We start from the raw sequence: 18,811 nt of genomic DNA on the forward strand, positions 1-18,811 counted from the left end.
TCAAAGAACTAGTTAGAACGATATGTACTTTTGTTGGATAGTGCCCTTTTCCGTGATATAGAATCCAGCGTCGTATCGGTTCTCTAACCACTCACGAGCAACCGATTCGAATCCGCTCGCAGTAGTGTCGTTTTCCCTCGTGTCGTCGAACCGAACAGCCTCGATACAGCCGGTGCTGATTGAAGAACTCGCTCACAATCACTCGGTTCGCTCTGTCGGAACTCGTTCTCGAACGACCGTTCCACCCGCCCGAACGAATCCCGTCACGAATCCGATCTAGCTCAGGACGGAATAGCACCATTCCGAGGACGTGGGTTTGCTGCGATTATAGCTGTCTGTACGAGCTCGGTTCCCCACATCGAGAATTACACCAACCTCGTGCAGCCGTTCGAAACCTCGGTCGAGGAGTGAATCGTTCTGGATGGTAGCCTGCGACGAGTGCGCGCCATCCCGCTTTCGACGCGCTAAGGTACCATCGACGAGTGAAGCGCAACCCATCGAGTAGCGACGACGAGCCTCCATCACGCCAGCAGCGACCTCGATGCTTCTCTGTCGCCCGATTCACGAGATGGGGGACCGTAAGGGGGAACGATTTCACTGGCGATATGGAAAAGCCGCCGTCACGGCGGCTCGAAGACGGAGACCTACGAGATTCGTCGAGCGCCTTGAAGACCGAAGCACGGTCTGAAGCTACGCAGGAGGAATCCGGGACCTCGAATCGCCGTGTGATACCTTCGACTGCTCGAACGTCAGGCCAGTTCGCACGGACGCGCGCCCACCCGGAACTCCTTCTTTCGTCGGCTGAGCCTGGAGTTAGCGGAGGTTATCGAAATGACTGGCTACGGTGACGTCTTCGACGACCGAACGCGCCCTCACGTCTATTCAGCGGCGATTATCGTGCTACGTGATAGCACGCTCGTCGACGCGCTGGTTTCTCGTTCCCTCGCACGGCGAACGAATAAATTCTATTTCGCTATATTAATTGCGACTGCAGCGGCAACCCGTAGACGCCACCGAACCCAGTTGGTACGAGCGCTAACGCAGTCGTTCTCGCGAATCAGCGCTCGATACGTCCACGCAGCGACCACGCAGCGGTTCGCCAAAACGCGTCCGTTCCCGAACCACGGGCGCCGAACTTATTCGGCATTCGTACTCTTTTCCCGCCGACAACTGCCCGTTCAAAATCCTTAATGTGGTTGTATACATCCTAATACTGGCCGAACACTAGCCCGCAGACGATATTATCGCCTAAACGTCAACGCGTAGGTTAATGTAGTTGGTAGTGCTCGATTTTCGCGTATCGATGTGGCCTCACATCCAGGATAGCGTGAAATCAGTGGACGACCGGTTTAGCGAAATCGAATTTGTTGGACGTTCGGATGGAACTGCGGGGGTAGCATGGCGCTGATACGGATGACCAAGTACCGGACGCTGTTGCTCGCGACCATCGGGTTCAACTTCTCGTTTCTCATCTGGTTCTCGTTCGCGCCGTTCACGGAGCCGATGGCCAGCGAGTTCGGGCTGTCGCTGGCGGAAATCGGCCTGCTCGCGAGCGCGAACATCTGGCTGGCGCCGTTCGGGCGCGCGCTGACCGGCTGGCTCTCGGACAAATTCGGCGCGCCGTCGGTGTTCTCCATCGCGTCGGCGTTCGCGCAGTCCTACGAGGTGTTCTTCGTCGAGCGCCTCATCGTCGCGACCGCGGGCATCACGTTCGTCGTCGGTATCCAGCACGTCGCCGAGTGGTTCGAGGAGGAGAACCTCGGGCTCGCCGAGGGCATCTACGCGGGCGTCGGGAACGCCGGCGCTGCGGGTGGCGCGCTCATCCTCCCGCGCGTGTTCGGGACGAACTGGAACGGCCCGCTGTTCTCGACGAACTGGCGGGCGGCGTTCTTCTACACGGGCATCGTCTCGATTCTGCTCGGGGTGGCGTACTTCACGCTCGGGGAGGCCGCCAAGAGCAAGGAGAAACGCCAGGCGACCAAGGACAGCGCGAGTTTCGCGGGCTGGGTGCACACCGCCACGCGGTACGGGACGCTCGTCCTCGCGCTCGCGTACGTGATGACGTTCGGCCTCGAACTGTCGATGAACGGCTGGCTCGCGACCTACTACCGCGAGGGATTCGACACAAACAACCTCGTGCTCGCGAGCACGTTCGCGGCGACGTTCTCCGTCGCAGCGGGCCTGCTGCGCCCCATCGGTGGCTACGTCAGCGACCGGCTGGCGCGCGCCGAGCGCAACATCCTCCCAATCTTCACGGGCCACTACCGGGAGCAGTGGACGTTCACGGCGATGTCGTTCGTCGTCGTCGCGATGTTCGGAATGACGCTCGCCGGAATGTCGGGCGAGGTGCTGCTCGCGGTCGGCGCGGGGTTCCTCGTCGGGATGGGCTGTGCGTTCGCGGAGGGCGCCATCTTCGCGCAGGTGCCCGCGATGTTCCCGAACAGTTCGGGGGCGGTCGCGGGTGTCGTCGGCGGCGTCGGCACCATCGGGGGCATCGTCTACCCGCTGGTGTACTCCGCGCAGTTCATGCCGAGCCTCCACACGGGCTACTCGGTGGTCGCGGCGTCGATGATTCCCATCCTCGTGCTGACTGCGTGGGTGTTCCAGCCGAGAATCGCGAGCGTCGCCAACGAGGCCGGCTTCGGCGACTCGACGCCGTCGGCGGTCGAAGCGCCGGGTGACGACTGATGCGGACGGGGCTCGTGCTCGCGGGCGGCCACTCGACGCGCTTCGGCGAGGCGGACAAGTCCGTCGCCGCCGTCGACGAACAACCGATGGTGCGCCGCGTCGCCGAGCGAGTCGACAGTGTCACCGACGAGCTCGTCGTGAATTGCCGGGACGACCAGCGCGTGGCGATTACAGAGGCCCTCGATGGGCTCGACTATCGTTTAGCAGTCGACCCGATTCCCGACGAGGGCCCCGTCGCGGGAATGCGGACCGGACTCCGAGTTGCACGTGGCGACGCGGTCGCTGTCGTCGCCTGCGACATGCCGCTGGCCGACCCCGAGTTATTCGAGCGGCTCTTCGAGCAGGTGGACACCGCTGCGGTCCCGCGCGCAGACGGCCACCTACAGCCGTTACACGCCGTCTACGGCCGCCACGCGGCACGGTTCGCGTGCGACCGGACGCTCGCGAACGGGTCGCGTCGGCTGGCCGATGCGCTCGCGCGCCTCGACCCAGTGGTCGTCGACGTCGCCTCGGCAGATTCGTTCACGAACGTCAATACAAAAGACGATTTAGTGGTCGTACGTGGCATACTCGTCGGGTAGGTGGCAAATATATCTGTATAAGGTCCTTTAGATTCTGACGTTCGTCTGTATACGCGTACCGTAATTCGACTTTTTCAACGCTGACCTTTATTATCTAGACTAGAGACCCATCTAACTGTATTAGACGCGACGGTCGTCCGGATATATCCGGAAAACGAGCCCAAACACAAACCACAATGCCACACAAGAAAGAAGAGTGGAAGGCCGAGCAGTACGGTGACGAAGTCAGATCACAGCTCGAGGAGTTCGCCGAGCGCGGCTGGGAGGCGATTCCCGAGGAGGAACACGACGAGTGGTTCTCCCGGTTCAAGTTCTGGGGGGTGTTCCACCAGCGCGGCGGCCAGGAGAGCTACTTCATGATGCGGCTGACCAACTGCGGTGGCGTCCTCGAACCCGACCAACTCCGGGCCATCGGCGAGGTCGCCCGCGACTACGCGCAGGGGCCCGCCGAGAACCCCGAATTCGGGAACGGGTGGATCGACCTCACGACCCGCCAGTCCATCCAACTGCACTGGCTCAAACTCGAAGACATCCCCGAAATCTGGGAGAAACTCGAATCTGTGGGTGTCTCCTCGCGCTCGGCGGGCGGGGACACGATGCGCAACATCTCCGGCTGTCCGGTCGCCGGGAAGGCCGACGAGTACGTCGAGAGCCGCGAACTCCTGGACGAGATTCAGGACGGCATCCGCGGGGACGACGACCTCGCGAACATGCCCCGGAAGTTCAACATCTCGGTGACGGGCTGCCGGGAGGGCTGCGCGCAGGACGCGCTCAACGACATCGGCCTCGAACCCGCGCACAAATTCGTCGAGAGGGAGGAAGTCAAGGGCTTCAACGTCCGCGCCGGCGGCGGGCTCGGTGGCCGTGAGCCCCGCGCGGCACGCCCACTCGACATCTTCGTCACGCGCGACCAGGCCTACGACACCGTGCGCGCGTTCGTCGAACTGTACCACGAGGAGGGCAACCGCGAGAACCGCTCGAAGAACCGCGGGCGCTTCTTCGTCGACGAGTGGGGCACCGACGAGATTCGCGACGCGCTCGACGAGCGCCTGGACTTCGACCTCGAATCCGCGGGCACGGACTTCCGCGGAGAGTACACGTACAACGCCGGCAAGCCGTCCGAGCGCGGCGCGCACGACCACGTCGGCGTCTACGATCAGAAAGACGGGCAGAACTACGTCGGCATCAGCGTCGCCCTCGGGCGGCTGCGTGCCGACGAAGCAATCGAACTCGCGGCCCTCGCCGACGAGTACGGCAGCGGGGAAGTCCGGCTGACGCGCCGGCAGAACCCCATCATCACGGACGTCGCGGACGAGGACCTCGACGACCTGCTCGCAGAGCCGCTGCTGGACAAACACCAGCCCGAGCCCAACCCCTTCGAGCAGGGCGCGATGGCCTGTACTGGCACGGAGTTCTGTTCGCTCGCGCTCACGGAGACGAAGGCGCGGATGGCGCGGCTGCTGCGCTGGCTCGGGGACAACGTCGAGGTCCCCGACGACGTCGACCGCATCAAGATGCACTTCTCGGGCTGCACCGCCGACTGCGGGCAGGCGATGACCGCGGACATCGGCCTCCAGGGGATGCGCGCGCGCAAGGACGGCGAGATGGTCGAAGCCGTCGACGTCGGCGTCGGCGGCGGCGTCGGCGAGGAGCCGACATTCATCGACTGGGTCCGCCAGCGCGTGCCCGCCGACGAACTCCCGGGGATGATCGCGAACCTCGTGCGGGCGTACGCCGCGCTCCGCGAGGACGGCCAGACGTTCCGCGAGTGGGTGGAGGCGACCGGCCACGAGACCATCGTCGAACTCGCGGAACCCGAGGAGGTCGAAGGGTACACCGACCCCTGCCTCTACGACGCCAAGCAGTCGTGGTACCCGTTCGCGGAGGGGGACAGCCCGGCACCGACCGCCGCCGACGGCACGCCGCTGGCCACCGAGAGCGATGACTGACGACGCGACGGTGTCGACGGCACCGATGGACGTCGCGCCCGAACTGTTCCCGGCGAACGCCGACCGCTCCGCCGAGGTGGACGACGCGTGAGTGAGCCGGTCCAGACCACGTGCATGCGGTGTGCGGTCGGCTGCGGCCACCTCACCGACCGCGTGGACGCCGGCTACGGCATCGGGACCGTGCGCGGCGACGTGACTCACCCCGTCAACCGCGGGCTGGCGTGCTCGCGCGGCGTCGAGGAGACGAAAGACCCCGAGGGAACGTGGCTGACGCGCCCGCTCGTCCGGATGGACGGCGACCTCCAGCCGACGACGTGGGACGTGGCGCTCTCGCGCATCGCCAACGAGTTCGGGAACGCCCTCGACCGCGACCACGACAGCGTCGCCGTGCTCGGGAGCGGCCAGCAGACCAACGAGGCGGCGTACGCGCTCGGCAAACTCGCACGCGGCGGGTTCGGCACGCGCTACTACGACGCCAACACGACACTCTGCATGGCGAGCGCGGTGACCGCCTACTACGACGCGTTCGGCAGCGACGCGCCGCCGTGCACGTACGACGACATCGAGGACGCGAAGACGCACGTCGTCTGGGGCGCGAACCCGGCGGTCGCCCACCCGGTGATGTTCCGCTGGATCTCCGGGAGCGCGACCGAAGACGACAGCGAACTCGTGGTCGTGGACCCGGTCGGCACGAAGACCGCCCAGGGGGCCGACGAACACGTCGCGCTCGAACCGGGGACGGACCTCGCGCTCGCGCGGGCCGTGCTTGCTCGCGTCGTCGAGCGCGGCGACGTCGACGAGGAGTTCGTCGAGGAGGCGACGACGGGCTTCGAGGAGTTACGCGGTGACCTCCCGAACCCGAAGGACGCAGCGGCGACCGCCGACGTCGATATAGAGACGGTAGACAAACTCGCGGACGCCTTCCAGGAGCAGACGCTCGTCTACTGGGGGATGGGCGTCAACCAGAGCACGCAGGGGACGGAGACGGCGGGCGCGCTCGTGGACCTCTGTCTCGCGACCGGGAACCTCGGCCCGGGTACGGGCCCGTTCTCGCTGACCGGGCAGGCGAACTCGATGGGCACGCGCGTGTGCTCTTCGAAGGGGTCGTGGCCGGGGATGCGGTCGTTCACGGACCCGGACGAGCGCCACGTCGTCGCAGAGGCGTGGAACGTCCCGGTCGAACGGCTCCCCGACGACCCCGGGCCGGGGCCGGTCGGCCTCGTGAACGCCATCGACGACGGCCCCGTGGAGGCGGTCTGGACGGTTGCGACGAACCCCGCTGCGGGCCTGCCGGACGCCTCTGCGGCGCGCGAGCACCTCGAAGACGCGTTCCTCGTCGCGCAGGACGCCTTCCACACGGAGACGACGGAACTCGCGGACATCGTGTTGCCGGCGGCGACGTGGGGCGAGTCCTCGGGGACGGCGGTGAACATGGAGCGCCGCGTCTCCCGCATCCGGCCCGCGTCGGACCTCGTGCCGGACGTGCGCACTGACCTCGACATCATCACGACCATCGGCGAGCTGCTCGTGCCCGGACTCCTCGGCGACCCCGACCCCCGGGATGTTTTCGACGAACTCGCGGCGCTGACGGCGGGCACGTTGGCGGACCTCTCGGGCATCAGTTACGCGCGCCTCGACGACCAGCAAGCAGTCAGGTGGCCCGCGCCGGACGCCGTCTCGGAGGGCGGCTACCGCTACTACGACGACGGCGACTGGTCGTTCCCGACGCCCTCCGGGAAAGCTCGGTTCTCGACTGGACGCCACGAGGGACTCCCCGAGCCGACCAACGAGACGTACCCGCTGACGTTGACGACCGCTCGCGAGGCGGACGGTTACAACACGGGCGTGCGCTCCCGGGGCGAGGACGCACCAGCGAATCCGCTCGCACGCATTAACCCTGAGACCGTCGAGGCTGCCGACATCGCGGCGGACGCCGACGTCGCGGTCGTCGAGTCCCGCCGCGCGAACGTCCCCGTGCGCATGGAGGTCGACGACGCCGTGCCGACGGGCCTCGTCTGGCTGCCGATTCACCACCCGGAGACGAACGCGCTGACGCTCCCCGAGACCGACCCGCGCTCGGACGAGCCGAACTTCAAGCAGTGCGCGGTGCGCGTGCGGCCGGCCACCGACGAGGCGGCCGCTGGCACGCTCGGCGACGCGGAAGCGCCCGCCGACGACTGACGTTCCCGCGGGCTGGGAGCGTGGGCAATCTGCTTTTGGCAGCGCCGCGAACGCCACTCTATGAACGAAGTCACGGAGACGCGGCGCGTCGCAGCGCCACCCGAATCCGTCCGGGACGCGATGGCGGACGTGGAAGCGTTCGTCGAGTCCGCGGGCTTCGACCACGTGGAAGTCGACGGGGAGACGATTCGCGTGGCCAACCAAGTGGGTCTCGCGGAAATCGAACTGGAACTCGTCGCCGTCGAACGCGAGGGCGCGGACGTCGCCCACGAACAACGCGAGGGCATCTTCGAGGCGATGTGGACGACGTACACGGTCGAACCGCGTGCGGGCGGCGACGAGTCCGACGTCACGGCGCACACGGAGTTCGCGCTCGACGTCCCGCTCGTCGGCGACGTCCTCGACGCGACGGTCATCCAGCGCCAGCGCCGCAAAGAACTGAACGCGCAACTGGACTGGCTGGAAGCAGAGGCCTAACTTTCGTTCCCGACGCCGAACGGGGAAGCCGCATTATCAACTACTGGGAATCCGGACGAACTCGTTCGGGACAACTTCCTCCGAGGGTGCGTCACGACGCTCCACTATGTCGGGTGACGCGAACGACGGGAGCGCGCCGTGGCCCCAACAACTGCTCGACAGCGAGTGGCTGCTGGCGGGCGCGGCCATCCTCTACTTCGTGGTTTCGTACGTCTTGTGGGGTGTAATCGACATTTTCACGGTTCCCGCGGGGTGACACGATGAGCGACGACGACCACTCCCCGCTGGAGTCGCCGGAGGGCCACTGGTGGAACCAGTCGGTCAATCGCCGGGAGTCAATCTGGCTGGGCATCTCGGGCGCGTGGGCGGTGTCGATGTTCGGCTGGATGCTCGGCTGGACGCAGGTCGGCGAGCAGAACCAGACCGGCCAGACCTACGAGGTGAGCACGGAGCGCTACCGGCAGAAGGTCCAGTCGTTCAAGGAGGCGGCGGGCACGCTCGAAGTAGACGGCGAGGAGTTGCTCGTGCCGGACGGCAACGACGTTTACGTCGGCGCGCTCCAGTGGGCGTGGGACGGCCTGCCGGTCGTCCTGCGGCCGGGCGAGACGTACAACTTCCACCTCGGCTCCTACGACGTCCAGCACGGCTTCGGCGTGCGCCCGGAGGGGAATCTCAGCAAGCAGATTTCCCTCCAGATTCTCCCGGGCTACGAGTGGGTCGTGGAGATGTCCTTCGACGAGACGGGCACCTACCACGTCGTCTGCAACGAGTTCTGCGGCGTCGGCCACCGCTCGATGCACGGGACGTTCGTCGTGCAGGACCACGAACCCGTCGAGACCGGCAGCGGCGGCAGCGAATCCTCCGATGCGGCCTACGGCGGCTGGTTCACGAGCGACGCGCGCGGCGGCGAGACGGAGTTCGACGGCGAGCCGGCGGACGCCACCGACCAGAGCGAGGTGACCGTGGAGGTCGGCGCGGACGGCAACGGCGGCCCGTACGCGTTCGCGCCGACCGCTGTCCAGGTGTCGTCGGGGACGACGGTGTCCTTCGAGTGGGTGTCGGACAACCACAACGTCCTCGTGGAGTCCCAGCCCGATGGCGCGGACTGGGAGGGCGTCGATGCCTTCGAGAATGAGGGGTACAGCCACTCGTTCACGTTCGACGCGCAGGGCGTCTACGAGTACTACTGCGAGCCCCACGTCGGCATGGGGATGAAGGGCGTTGTGGAGGTGGTCTGAGATGTTCGGCTTGAGCACGTTCGACTACGACGAGGACGGCTTCCGGGAGTGCGACGTTACGGGCCTGACGGTCCACAAGTCGGCCGAAGACCTCGTGAAACTGTTCGGCGTGACCGCCATCGTCTCACTTGCGGTTGGCGGCGCGTTCGCGCTCACGGTCGCACTGACGCGCTGGGAGGCCATCGGCTTCCTCGACCCCGGGCAGTACTACCGGTTCACGAGCCTGCACGCGTGGTTCATGATTCTATTCTGGATGGTGTTCATGGAAATCGCCATCCTCTACGTCGGCGGGCCGTTCGTCCTCGGCCGCAAACTCTCCCTCCCACGACTCGGTTGGGCGGGCTACGGCATCATGCTGGCCGGCGGCGCGCTTGCCGTCTTCAGCATCGCGACCTACGACCTCCCGAACCAGGCGCCATTCTACACGTCGTACGTCCCGCTACCGTCGCCAGCGCCGTACTTCGCGGGCGCCGTGCTCTTCCTCTTGGGCGCGCTCGTCGCCGCCGTCCCGTTCTTTGTGACACTGTGGCACGAGAAGCGCGAACACCCCAGCAAAACGCTACCGCTCATCACGTTCGGCGCGTTCATCACGGGCGTCATCGCGCTGGAGGCGCTCGTCGGCGGCATCACCGCACTCACGCCCGCGTTCCTCTGGCGCATCGGGTTCCTCGAACACCTCGACGCGGCGTGGTACCGCCAGATGTTCTGGACCATCGGCCACGGCAGCCAGCAAATCAACCTGCTGGCGATGATCACGGTCTGGTACTTCATGACCCACGTCATCGGCGGCGCCGAAGTCGCCTCCGAGAAGATTTCCCGCGTCGCTTTCGTGCTCTATCTCTTCTTCATCAACCTCGGCGCCGCCCACCACCTGATGTCCGACCCCGCGCTCTCCTCGTCGTGGCGCATGTGGAACACCTCCTACGCCGCCTACGGCGCGGTCGTCGCATCGATGATTCACGCATTCGCCATCCCTGCTGGCCTGGAAGCCGGCCGCCGGCGGAAGGGTGCGGGCGGCGGGCTGTTCGGCTGGCTGTGGTCCGCACCGTGGAAGGACCCCGGGTTCTCCTCAACGGTTCTCTCCATCATCCTCTTCGGCTTCCTCGGCGGCATCACCGGCGTCATGATGGGGCAGATGCAACTCAACATGAGCTGGCACAACAACCTCGCCGTCCCCGGCCACTTCCACGCCACCGTCGTCACCGGCACCACGCTGGCGTTCATGGGACTGGCGTACTACGTGCTCCGGCTGGTCTTCGGCCGCGACTGGTTCGCCAGCCGGATCGCCTCGATTCAGCCGTTCTTCTACGGCGGCGCGATGGCCGTCGTCTGCCTGATGATGATGTACCTCGGCCTGCTGTTCGGTGTGCCACGCCGCCACCCCTCCGTGATGGACATTCCCGGGACGGCGTTCGACTTCTCGCCGTCGGAGCCGTTCTTCGTGGTGTTCGGCATCGCGGCCATTCTCTCCGTCGTCGGCGGCGCGCTGTTCGTCGTCATCGCCGTCGGCACGCTCCTCGCTGGCGGCACGTTCACACCCCCAATTGTCGAGGACCGTGCCATATCGCCGGTCAGCGGGGACGCCGCGCCGCCACACGAGCAGAGCATGCGTGGGACGTTCGTGCTCGTGCTCGTGTTCTTCGCGGTGTTCGTGGTGCTGTACGCGTTGAATTGGTTCCTGCTCTCGCAGGTCTGGGAAATCGGCCCCTGACCGCAGGCAAATATATTCGGGACAACCCCCACCGGCCGCGACCGCCAACCACTACTCAAGGTGATGCGCCGTGGCTAATCCGACCGAAACGTCGCCGTCCTCGCTCGCCGGCGTCACCAGTGCCGTCCGCAACGGCTGGCGGACCGCGAAAACAGTCTACTACGCGAATTCGGTGAGTTGGCGGGTGCTGAAGAGCGGCGCGCTCCTCTTCCTCGGTTGCTTCCTCTGGGCGGGGTCGAACGTCCTCCAGTCGTACGTCGGCTGGCGCGTGCTCGACTACACGATGGCGTACGGGTTCGTCGTGCTGCTCTACGGGCCGGTCCACCACCTCGTCGTGATTCCGCTGGCGTTGCGGTGGCGGCGGTCGTCGGGGCTGCGCCAGCGTTTCGGGAAGCGTTTGCCGACGGCGATGCTGGCGGTGTTCCTCGCGGTCGTCCTGATTGCGGGGACGTTCCCGGCGGGTGCAATGACCGTGGACTTCGGGTCGGCAATCGGAACCTCCGACAGCGCGACTGCTGCCCAGCCGGAGTTGGCGTGTACGACCGAGTCCGGCGGCGAAACTATTGTCTGCGAGGTCACGAACGCCGGGCGCGTGGACCGCGTGGTCGTCACGAGCGCGGGCGAGCAGTTGCTCGCGGTCGACGACCCGCCCTACGACTTCACCGTCGAGGCGGCGAACGTCCAATCGACGATGGATCGCGAGCAGTTCCGCGTCGTCCTCTACGACGAGAACGGGAACCTCGTGCGACAGTACACGCGCCGGTTATCAACCATCGGGCTGAACTAGTCCGCGGGCTGAGACGGCCTGCCGTCGGCGAAGCGCCGGAGTTCGGTTCTGATGGCCCGAAACTTCGCGGCGAGGAAGCCTGCGAGGATGAACACGAAGCCGGTCGCGGTGGTGGCGGTTACTTCCTGGCCGAGGACGAGCCAGCCTGCCAGCGCCGCGAACACCGGAATCACGTACTCGATGAAGCTCATTTCGATGGGGCCGAGGTCGTCTAGGAGCGTGAAGTACAGCAGGAAGCCGCCCGCGCCGGCAACGACGGCGAGGTATGCGATAGCGCCCAGCGCGGAGGGCGTCCACGTCGCGGCCGCGAACGACTGGCTGGGGAGCGCGAGCACGGCGATGTGGAGGACGAGCGCGCCGACGGCCATCATCCACGCCTGCGTCGCGAGGAACGGCAGCGACGGGGACCGACTGTGTGTGAGGACGGCGGCAAGCGCGAACGCGAGCGCGGAAGCGAGCACGAGCGCGACGCCAAGCACGCCGTCCGCGAGGTTCGCGGGGTCGGGGTTCGCGATGACGACGACGCCGGCGAACCCGAGCACGACGCCGAGCGCAGTCGCGGCGGTGAACTCCTCGTCGGTGGAGACGATTCGCGTGAGCGCGGGCGTCACGACCGGGATGAGGCCGAGGAGGACGGCAGCGACGCCGCCGGCGACATACTGCTGGCCGGCGAACAGGAACGCGTGGTGGACGCCAATCATGAGCGCGCCGCCGACGAGCACGTAGACGTAGTCGTCGCGGGTGCGTGGCCGGAACTCGGTGCCAGAGGCGAGGACGGCTGCAAACAACAGCGCGGCGGCGACGTCGAAGCGCACGGCCGCGAACGGCACGGCCGGGAGGTCTGCGAGGCCGACGTCCGTAGCCATGAACGCGGTCCCCCAGATGGAGGCTAATAGCAGGTACTTGCCCGTGGTCCGGTAGCGACTCATTCACGAGTAGGTCGCCGCCCGACGTGGATATGTGCGTCGAACCGACCGGGTCACCCGAGCGCTCGGATGTGCGTAGCGACCGTGTCGAGCCCGTCGTCGGCCACTGCCACGTCGTCGCTGAGACTGAGGAAACCGTGGGCCATCGTCGGGAAGTGCAGGCGTTCGACTGGTGTCCCCGCGTCGTCGAGTGCGTCGGCGTACGCGCGGCCCTCGTCGCGGAGTGGGTCGTGACCCGCCGTGACGACCGTCGCGGGCGGGAGGTCAGCGTGGTTGGCGCGTAGGACGCTCGCGTACGGGTTCGCGGCGTCAACAGGGCTCCGGAAGCGGTTCTTCCAGAACCACTCGATGTCCGCGCGCGTCAACAGCGGGCCGTCGCCGTGTTCCCCGTAGGAGGGGCGGGTGGTATCACGGTCCGTCATCGGGTAGAGGAGGTGCTGGGATGTGATTTCGGGGCCGTCGAAGTCCCGGGCGCGCAGCGCGACGGCGGCCGCGAGGTTCCCGCCCGCGCTCGTCCCCGCGACGGCGACGCGCTCTGGGTCGCCGCCGAACGCGTCGGCGGTCTCGATGGTCCACTCCAGCGCCGCGTACGCGTCGTCAAGCGGCTCGGGGAACGGGTGTTCGGGCGCGAGCCGGTAGTCCACGCTGACGACGACACAGCCGGCGCGCGCCGCGACTTCGCGGCAGACGCCGCCGATGGAATCGAGCGTGCCGAGCGTCCAGCCGCCGCCGTGGTAGAAGACGACGACGGGCGCGGGCCGGTCGGGGTCGTCGTGGTAGACGCGAACCGGAATGTCGCCGTCCGGCCCGGCGAACGCGAGGTCGCGGACGAACGCCACGTCGCGGCGCTGGTCGGGCGTGAACACGTCGTCCTCGACGCGGCGCGCGTTCGCGACCGAGAGCTGGTGCCACTCCGGGACGCCGACGGCCTCGACGTCCTCGATGGCCGCGGCGAGTTCAGGGTCGAGTGCGGTCACGGGTGAGCGTCTCGTCGCTGGCACCTGAACGTTCGGGACGCGGTCCACAACGTTCTCGGCGCTCGGCGGGGATGACGAGACATGGACGAGTTCGACGCGTCGCTGTCGGCCGCCCGGATGCGGGACGCCGAGTCGTCGCTGACTGGGCTCCGCGAGCGCTTCTCCGTGCCCGAGGACACCGTCTACATGGACGGGAACAGCCTCGGCGTCCACGGCCAGGACGCCGAGGCTGCCCTGGAGCGCGCCCTCACGCAGTGGAAGGAGTACGGCATCGAGGGGTGGACACAGGCGGACCCGCCATGGTTCGAGTACGGCGAGCGTCTCGGCGACCGGCTCGCCGACGTGGTCGGCGCGAAGCCCGACGAGTGCGTCGCCGCAAACTCCACCACCGTGAACATCCACGCACTCGTCGGGACGTTCCTTGATGCCGCCAATGGCACCGAGGTAGTCGTCAACGAACTGGACTTCCCGACCGACCACTACGCGATTCGCTCCCAACTGCGAGCGCGACACCTCGACCCCGACGAGCACCTCGTCATCGTGGAGAGCGACGACGGCCGCATAATCGAGACGGACGCAATCGCGGATGCCGTGACCGACGATACCGCCATCGTGTTCATGCCGTCGGTGCTCTATCGTAGCGGCCAACTGCTCGATGTCGAAGCCATCACCGACATCGCCCACGAGCACGACGCGTTCGCGGGGTTCGACCTCGCGCACTCGGTTGGAGTCGTCGACCACGACCTCCACTTCGACGGCGTGGACTTCGCGGTGTGGTGTAGCTACAAGTACCTCAACGCCGGCCCCGGTGCCATCGGCGGCCTCTACGTCCACGAGGACCACTTCGACCGCTCGCCTGCGATGGCGGGCTGGTGGGGGAATGCGGACGGGACGCAGTTCGATCTCGCTCCCGAGTTCGACCCCGCACGCGGCGCTGCTGCGTTCCAAATCGGGACTGTGCCTGTCTTCGCCGCCGCGCCACTGTTCGGGACGCTCGACGTCACCGAGGCTGCGGGCGTCGACTCGCTTCGCGAGCGCTCCGTCGAGTTGACGCGCTACCTCGTCAGCCTCGTGGATGCACGTCTCCCCGAGTGTGAAATTGGGACGCCCCGCGAGGCCGAGCGCCGTGGCGGCCACGTCGCCGTCGAACACCCCGACGCCGGGAAGCTCAGCCGTGCGCTCCGTGATCGGGGCGTCGTTGTGGACTTCCGCCCACCGAACGTCGTCCGCGTCGCGCCTTCCCCGTACTACGTCGGCTTCGATGACATCTGGCACGCCGTTGACGAAGTCCGCGCGATTTTGGATGCGGACGCCCACCACGCGTACGGCGAGGGCGACGAACAGGTGACTTGACAGCGGTGTTAGCGGAAGCCCACCTCTTCAGGGGTGGATGTAAGCGATAGGCATCGCAGACCAATCTACGCCTACACCCGGAACTCGAAGCGTGCGCCGCCGTCCGCGCCGTCGGTAACGCTGGCCGTCCAGCCATGGGCCTCCGCGATGTTCTTCACGATGGCGAGCCCGAACCCTGTGCCGTCCTCGTTTCTGGTTTCGCCGTTTTCGAAGACGCGCTCGCGGCGCTCGGACGGGATGCCGCGGCCATCGTCCTCGACAAAGAAGCCTGGGACGCCGTCGAGGCAACCGACGGACACGGCTACGTCGCGGCCTCCGTGTTCGATGGCGTTCCGAAACAGGTTCTCCAGGAGCGAACCCAACCGCGAGGGGTCAGCTTCCAGCGTGGCGTCGTCGGCGACGTTGAGGGTGGCGTCCGCGGTGTCGACGTTCGCCCACGCGTCGTCGGCGGCCTCCGAGAGTGACAGCTCACGGACGTCGTCGAGGCTGCGGCCGTGGCGCGCGAGCGCGAGCACGCTCTCGATGATTTCGTGCATGCGATCCAGCGATGTGTCCATGCGCTCGAAGTACTCGTCGTCGCCGGTCTGCTCGGCAAGTTCGAGGTAGCCGCGGGCGACGTTGAGGGGGTTGCGGAGGTCGTGACTGACGATGCTCGCGAACTCCTCGAGGCGGTCGTTCTGGCGTTCGAGTTCGCGCTCGTGTTCTTTCCGGTCGGTGATATCCGTGTACATCGCGTAGCCGTGGATGTTTGGCTCGTCAAGGCGGAACGGCACGACGTCAAGTAGGAAGTCCCGAGGCCCGTCGGCGGTCTCGCGGCGGACTTCGACGTTGATGTTCTGGCCGTCGAAGAGCTTCTGGTTGTATTCGTCGGCCTCGGCCTGCTCCTCGGCGGGAATAATGTAGTCGTCGATGTTCTCGCCGACGAGCTCGTCCTCGCTGTAGCCAAACACGTCCTCGAAGGCGGGGTTGACCGCGCGCACGAGTGGTTCGTTATTCTCCACGACGAAGCTCGCTGTGGGGCTGGGGACGTTCTCGAACAGCGCCGCGAGTCGGCTGTGTTCGCGCCGCAGGTCGGCTTCTCGGCGGCGGAGTTGGCGGACGCGCTCGGCGCGGTCGAGGGCGGCTTCGGCGTTCGTTGCGAGCACGCGCACGAGGTCGTGGTCGGTACTGTCGAAGCTCCCGGCGTCGGTCGCGCCAATCATCAGGACGCCGTGGTCGCCCAGCGGGTGGATTATCTCCTCGCGGATGACCGTCTCGGGGTTGTGGACGTTGGGCTGCCTGTGGACGTCCGTGAACGTTTTTGGTTCCCCGGATTCGTAGACGTCCCACGCGAGGCTCTCGCCGGCCTCGAACGTCGGCGGCGTGTCGCCGGTGACGGGGTCGGAGACGGACGCCGGCCGGAGTTCACCGGCGTCGGCCGCGGCGTAGAACACGCCGACGTACGGGAGTTCAAGGAGGTCGTCGGCGGCCTCCACGATGACTGCGGCGATGTCGTCGCGGTCGTCCACTACGAGCATCCGCCGAGTCGCGTCGTGGAGCCCGGTGAGGGTGTGCTCGCGGTGGCGCTGCTCGGTGACGTCGCTGACGACCGCGAACGCATCCGGGCCGTCCTGGTGGAGGAACTGCTTGACCGTGACCTCGAAGATGCGGCCGTCACCGGCGAACCCGGCTTCGAACGTCTTTGCGCCGTTTCCGGGGATGAACTGCTCAGGGTGCGCGTCGAAGCACGCGGCCAGCGACTTCCCCTGGAGGTCGGCTTCGTCGGTGCCGACGACGCGCTCCGCGGCGTCGTTGACGAGGCGGACTTCGGTGTCACCGTCGGCAGTGACATCGTAGAGTACGAGTGCGTCGTCGTTCTGTTCGAACAGTTCGCGGAAGCGCGCTTCGCTCTCACGGAGGTCGCGCTGTGAGCGGATGCGCTGGACGGCCTGATAGGCGTGGGAGGCGAGCAGCTCCGCGAGTTCGACGTCGTCCTCATCGAAGCCCTCGGGTTCGTCCATGCCCGCTTGGAAGACGCCGATGTCGCCGATGGGGACGCTGACGACGGACTGTGGCGTACCGACTGGCGGGTCCGTGATGCGGGGGTCCTCGTGGATGTCCGCGACTAGCTGGGGTTCGCCGGTACGGTAAGTCTCCCCGGCGATGCCCTCGTCGGTGGGGATGCCGTCGACGCTTGGCGCGTGGCCGCTCCACGAGCGCACGGCCAGCATTCCGTTGGCCTCGGTTTCGACGACTGCCGAGGAGAAGTCGAACGCCGCCTCTGCGGCGTCGGCCATCGCGTCGTAGACCGCTTCCACGTCGTCGGCGCTCGCAACTTCAGTGGCGTAGGAGAGGAGGTCGCTACGGTAGTCGCGGTCACTCGTCATCGGCTGAGAGCCGGCGGAACAGGACTTCGTAGTCGTCCTCGTCGAACTCATCGACAACGTCGTCGAGCCGGCTCCGGAGGTCGTCGAGGCGGTCTTCGAGCGTTTCGAACTCCGTCGATTCGGTGACGCTCGGATCGTTGGACTCGGTGAGTAGTGCGTGTTTCCGGGCGGCGGCGAAGTACCGTTGGACGGTCTCGTCGTAGGCCGAGCGGCGGAGGAGGCGGTCGACGGTCTCGCGGAGGGTCTCGCGGTCGACGGGTTTGCGTAGGTAGTCGTCGAAACCGAGGTCGACGATGTCGAGTTCGGGCTCGACGGCGGTTACCATCGCGACGCGGCAGTCGAGGCCGCGCTCACGGATGGTATCGAGGACGTCGTCGCCGGAGACGCCAGGCATCTGTCGGTCCAGTAGGACCACGTCGACGTCCTCGTCGAGGGCGGTGAGGGCGGCTTCGCCGTCGTAGGCGGTCTCGACGGTGTATCGGTCGCGGAGCCAGATGGCGTAGAGGTCGGCGAGTCCTTCCTCGTCGTCGACGACCAGCACTGTGGCTTCGTCGGCGCTTGCGTCGTCCGAACCTTCCCCTGTCATAGTTGTCCGCGTACCGCGGGTCTGGCGAACCTTCGACGTGTACCTATTTATGGATGTTGCAAGTTGAAAATCTCCGTCGTTCAAGGAGGGGAGGATGTCAACGCTTGTTGCCGACCGGACTTTTTGGTAAGCCTAAAATAACGGGGCGTCCTACCGGCTGTCATGTCCGAGTCAGAGGCGCCGTACACGCTCGACGACGTTACCGTCGTCATGGGAACGTACAATGAGGAAGCCGCAATTGCGACCGTCCTCGAAGACATCGACAACGTCACGGACGGCCGCGCATCCGTTGTCTGCGTCGACAGCTCGTCCGACCGAACGCCTGAAATCGCACGCAATCACGGCGCTCGCGTCGTCGAACAGGAACCGCTAGGCTACGGCGTCGCCGTCCGCTCGGCGCTGTACGAGGCCGACACCGAGGTCGTGATCACGACCGACTGCGACGACACCTACCCGATGGAGCGCATCCCGGACTTCCTCGAGTACGTCAACGAGGGGTACGACGTCGTCAGCGGCGACCGTCTCTACTGGGGTGCCGACGAGATGCCCGCCGTCAACCGCCTTGGTAACGCCACGTTCGCCGCCATCGCGTCGCTATTCGTCGGCGAGCGCGTTCACGACACCACCACGGGGATGCGCGCGTACCGCCGCGACGTTATCCAGGACATCGACTGGACGCAGAACACGGGTCTCTCCGCGGAGCTGCTGATTCGACCGCTCTGCCGGGACTACGACGTGATCGAGGTCCCCATCGAGTACGACGAGCGCCTCGGCGAGACGAAACTTGACCCGCTCTCGGGCGGCGCCGAAATCATGGGATCTATTCTGAAAGTGTGTGTGGAGGAACGGCTCCACGGGCTGCTGCATTGATATCCTCCTCCGCGTTCACGGGGAGGAATCCCGAGCGGTGGGAGTGCCAGGTTTGACAGTCTCACCGACCAGCCAGTCAGTGCGAATCTAACTGACGGTTCACGGACTGAGTGGGTGGGAG

General features: G+C 66.3%; 15 protein-coding genes. 11 read left to right on the forward strand and 4 right to left on the reverse strand.

Annotated elements, in window-relative coordinates; all coding sequences use genetic code 11:
* Nucleotides 1-1,398: 1,398 nt before the first annotated feature.
* From LPA46_RS04380 to LPA46_RS04420, 9 genes are all read left to right on the forward strand, one after another.
* Nucleotides 1,399-2,688, forward strand: coding sequence for an MFS transporter (locus LPA46_RS04380; RefSeq protein WP_230891547.1), 1,290 nt, complete (start codon nucleotides 1,399-1,401; stop codon nucleotides 2,686-2,688).
* The gene (mobA, locus tag LPA46_RS04385) at nucleotides 2,688-3,269 is read left to right on the forward strand and encodes a molybdenum cofactor guanylyltransferase (RefSeq protein WP_230891548.1); all 582 of its coding nucleotides are present in this window, start codon (nucleotides 2,688-2,690) and stop codon (nucleotides 3,267-3,269) included. Before LPA46_RS04380 ends, mobA begins: the two co-directional genes overlap by 1 nt.
* A gap of 176 nt (nucleotides 3,270-3,445) precedes the next feature.
* The gene (locus LPA46_RS04390) at nucleotides 3,446-5,218 is read left to right on the forward strand and encodes a nitrite/sulfite reductase (RefSeq protein WP_230891549.1); all 1,773 of its coding nucleotides are present in this window, start codon (nucleotides 3,446-3,448) and stop codon (nucleotides 5,216-5,218) included.
* An 87-nt stretch (nucleotides 5,219-5,305) separates the two neighbouring features.
* The gene (gene nasA / locus LPA46_RS04395; RefSeq protein ID WP_330166318.1) at nucleotides 5,306-7,399 is read left to right on the forward strand and encodes an assimilatory nitrate reductase NasA; all 2,094 of its coding nucleotides are present in this window, start codon (nucleotides 5,306-5,308) and stop codon (nucleotides 7,397-7,399) included.
* A 60-nt stretch (nucleotides 7,400-7,459) separates the two neighbouring features.
* On the forward strand, nucleotides 7,460-7,876 hold the full coding sequence (locus tag LPA46_RS04400) for an SRPBCC family protein (RefSeq protein ID WP_230891550.1): 417 nt from the start codon (nucleotides 7,460-7,462) through the stop codon (nucleotides 7,874-7,876).
* 106 nt (nucleotides 7,877-7,982) lie between these two features.
* On the forward strand, nucleotides 7,983-8,132 hold the full coding sequence (locus tag LPA46_RS04405; protein ID WP_230891551.1) for a hypothetical protein: 150 nt from the start codon (nucleotides 7,983-7,985) through the stop codon (nucleotides 8,130-8,132).
* 4 nt (nucleotides 8,133-8,136) lie between these two features.
* On the forward strand, nucleotides 8,137-9,114 hold the full coding sequence (locus LPA46_RS04410) for a plastocyanin/azurin family copper-binding protein (protein ID WP_230891552.1): 978 nt from the start codon (nucleotides 8,137-8,139) through the stop codon (nucleotides 9,112-9,114).
* 1 nt (nucleotide 9,115) lies between these two features.
* Complete coding sequence (locus tag LPA46_RS04415) at nucleotides 9,116-10,825, forward strand: cytochrome c oxidase subunit I (protein WP_230891553.1); 1,710 nt, start codon at nucleotides 9,116-9,118, stop codon at nucleotides 10,823-10,825.
* 70 nt (nucleotides 10,826-10,895) lie between these two features.
* Nucleotides 10,896-11,612: a hypothetical protein gene (locus LPA46_RS04420; protein ID WP_230891554.1), complete on the forward strand. Its 717-nt coding sequence runs from the start codon at nucleotides 10,896-10,898 to the stop codon at nucleotides 11,610-11,612.
* Here the strand turns inward: LPA46_RS04420 and LPA46_RS04425 are convergent.
* Together LPA46_RS04425 and LPA46_RS04430 are read right to left on the reverse strand one after the other, a co-directional pair.
* Nucleotides 11,609-12,541: a DMT family transporter gene (locus LPA46_RS04425; protein ID WP_230891555.1), complete on the reverse strand. Its 933-nt coding sequence runs from the start codon at nucleotides 12,539-12,541 to the stop codon at nucleotides 11,609-11,611. The two genes, LPA46_RS04420 and LPA46_RS04425, sit on opposite strands and share 4 nt — an antisense overlap.
* A 50-nt stretch (nucleotides 12,542-12,591) precedes the next feature.
* A complete protein-coding gene (locus tag LPA46_RS04430; protein WP_230891556.1) occupies nucleotides 12,592-13,515 on the reverse strand; it encodes an alpha/beta hydrolase in 924 nt (307 codons plus the stop codon).
* A gap of 81 nt (nucleotides 13,516-13,596) precedes the next feature.
* Between LPA46_RS04430 and kynU the strand changes: the two genes are divergently transcribed.
* The gene (gene kynU, locus LPA46_RS04435; RefSeq protein WP_230891557.1) at nucleotides 13,597-14,868 is read left to right on the forward strand and encodes a kynureninase; all 1,272 of its coding nucleotides are present in this window, start codon (nucleotides 13,597-13,599) and stop codon (nucleotides 14,866-14,868) included.
* 71 nt (nucleotides 14,869-14,939) lie between these two features.
* Here the strand turns inward: kynU and LPA46_RS04440 are convergent, their stop codons facing one another.
* Together LPA46_RS04440 and LPA46_RS04445 are read right to left on the reverse strand one after the other, a co-directional pair.
* Nucleotides 14,940-17,234: a GAF domain-containing protein gene (locus LPA46_RS04440; RefSeq protein WP_230891558.1), complete on the reverse strand. Its 2,295-nt coding sequence runs from the start codon at nucleotides 17,232-17,234 to the stop codon at nucleotides 14,940-14,942.
* Complete coding sequence (locus LPA46_RS04445) at nucleotides 17,224-17,820, reverse strand: response regulator transcription factor (RefSeq protein WP_230891559.1); 597 nt, start codon at nucleotides 17,818-17,820, stop codon at nucleotides 17,224-17,226. Before LPA46_RS04445 ends, LPA46_RS04440 begins: the two co-directional genes overlap by 11 nt.
* Before the next feature lie 162 nt (nucleotides 17,821-17,982).
* Here LPA46_RS04445 and LPA46_RS04450 point away from each other — a divergent pair, with 162 nt between their 5' ends.
* Entirely contained in the window at nucleotides 17,983-18,690 is a 708-nt protein-coding gene (locus LPA46_RS04450; protein WP_230891560.1) for a dolichyl-phosphate hexose transferase, read from the forward strand.
* Nucleotides 18,691-18,811: the final 121 nt, after the last annotated feature.

This window comes from Halobacterium sp. KA-6 (assembly GCF_021029015.1).
In the GTDB taxonomy this organism is placed as follows: Archaea; Halobacteriota; Halobacteria; order Halobacteriales; family Halobacteriaceae; genus Halobacterium.

Coding starts and splice junctions, on each gene's coding strand:
- LPA46_RS04390 (WP_230891549.1), top strand. CDS start 3,446: ATGCCACACAAGAAAGAAGAGTGGAAGGCCGAGCAGTACGGTGACGAA.
- mobA (WP_230891548.1), top strand. CDS start 2,688: ATGCGGACGGGGCTCGTGCTCGCGGGCGGCCACTCGACGCGCTTCGGC.
- LPA46_RS04450 (WP_230891560.1), top strand. CDS start 17,983: ATGTCCGAGTCAGAGGCGCCGTACACGCTCGACGACGTTACCGTCGTC.
- LPA46_RS04425 (WP_230891555.1), bottom strand. CDS start 12,541: ATGAGTCGCTACCGGACCACGGGCAAGTACCTGCTATTAGCCTCCATC.
- LPA46_RS04380 (WP_230891547.1), top strand. CDS start 1,399: ATGGCGCTGATACGGATGACCAAGTACCGGACGCTGTTGCTCGCGACC.
- LPA46_RS04400 (WP_230891550.1), top strand. CDS start 7,460: ATGAACGAAGTCACGGAGACGCGGCGCGTCGCAGCGCCACCCGAATCC.
- kynU (WP_230891557.1), top strand. CDS start 13,597: ATGGACGAGTTCGACGCGTCGCTGTCGGCCGCCCGGATGCGGGACGCC.
- LPA46_RS04410 (WP_230891552.1), top strand. CDS start 8,137: ATGAGCGACGACGACCACTCCCCGCTGGAGTCGCCGGAGGGCCACTGG.
- LPA46_RS04405 (WP_230891551.1), top strand. CDS start 7,983: ATGTCGGGTGACGCGAACGACGGGAGCGCGCCGTGGCCCCAACAACTG.
- LPA46_RS04415 (WP_230891553.1), top strand. CDS start 9,116: ATGTTCGGCTTGAGCACGTTCGACTACGACGAGGACGGCTTCCGGGAG.
- LPA46_RS04445 (WP_230891559.1), bottom strand. CDS start 17,820: ATGACAGGGGAAGGTTCGGACGACGCAAGCGCCGACGAAGCCACAGTG.
- LPA46_RS04440 (WP_230891558.1), bottom strand. CDS start 17,234: ATGACGAGTGACCGCGACTACCGTAGCGACCTCCTCTCCTACGCCACT.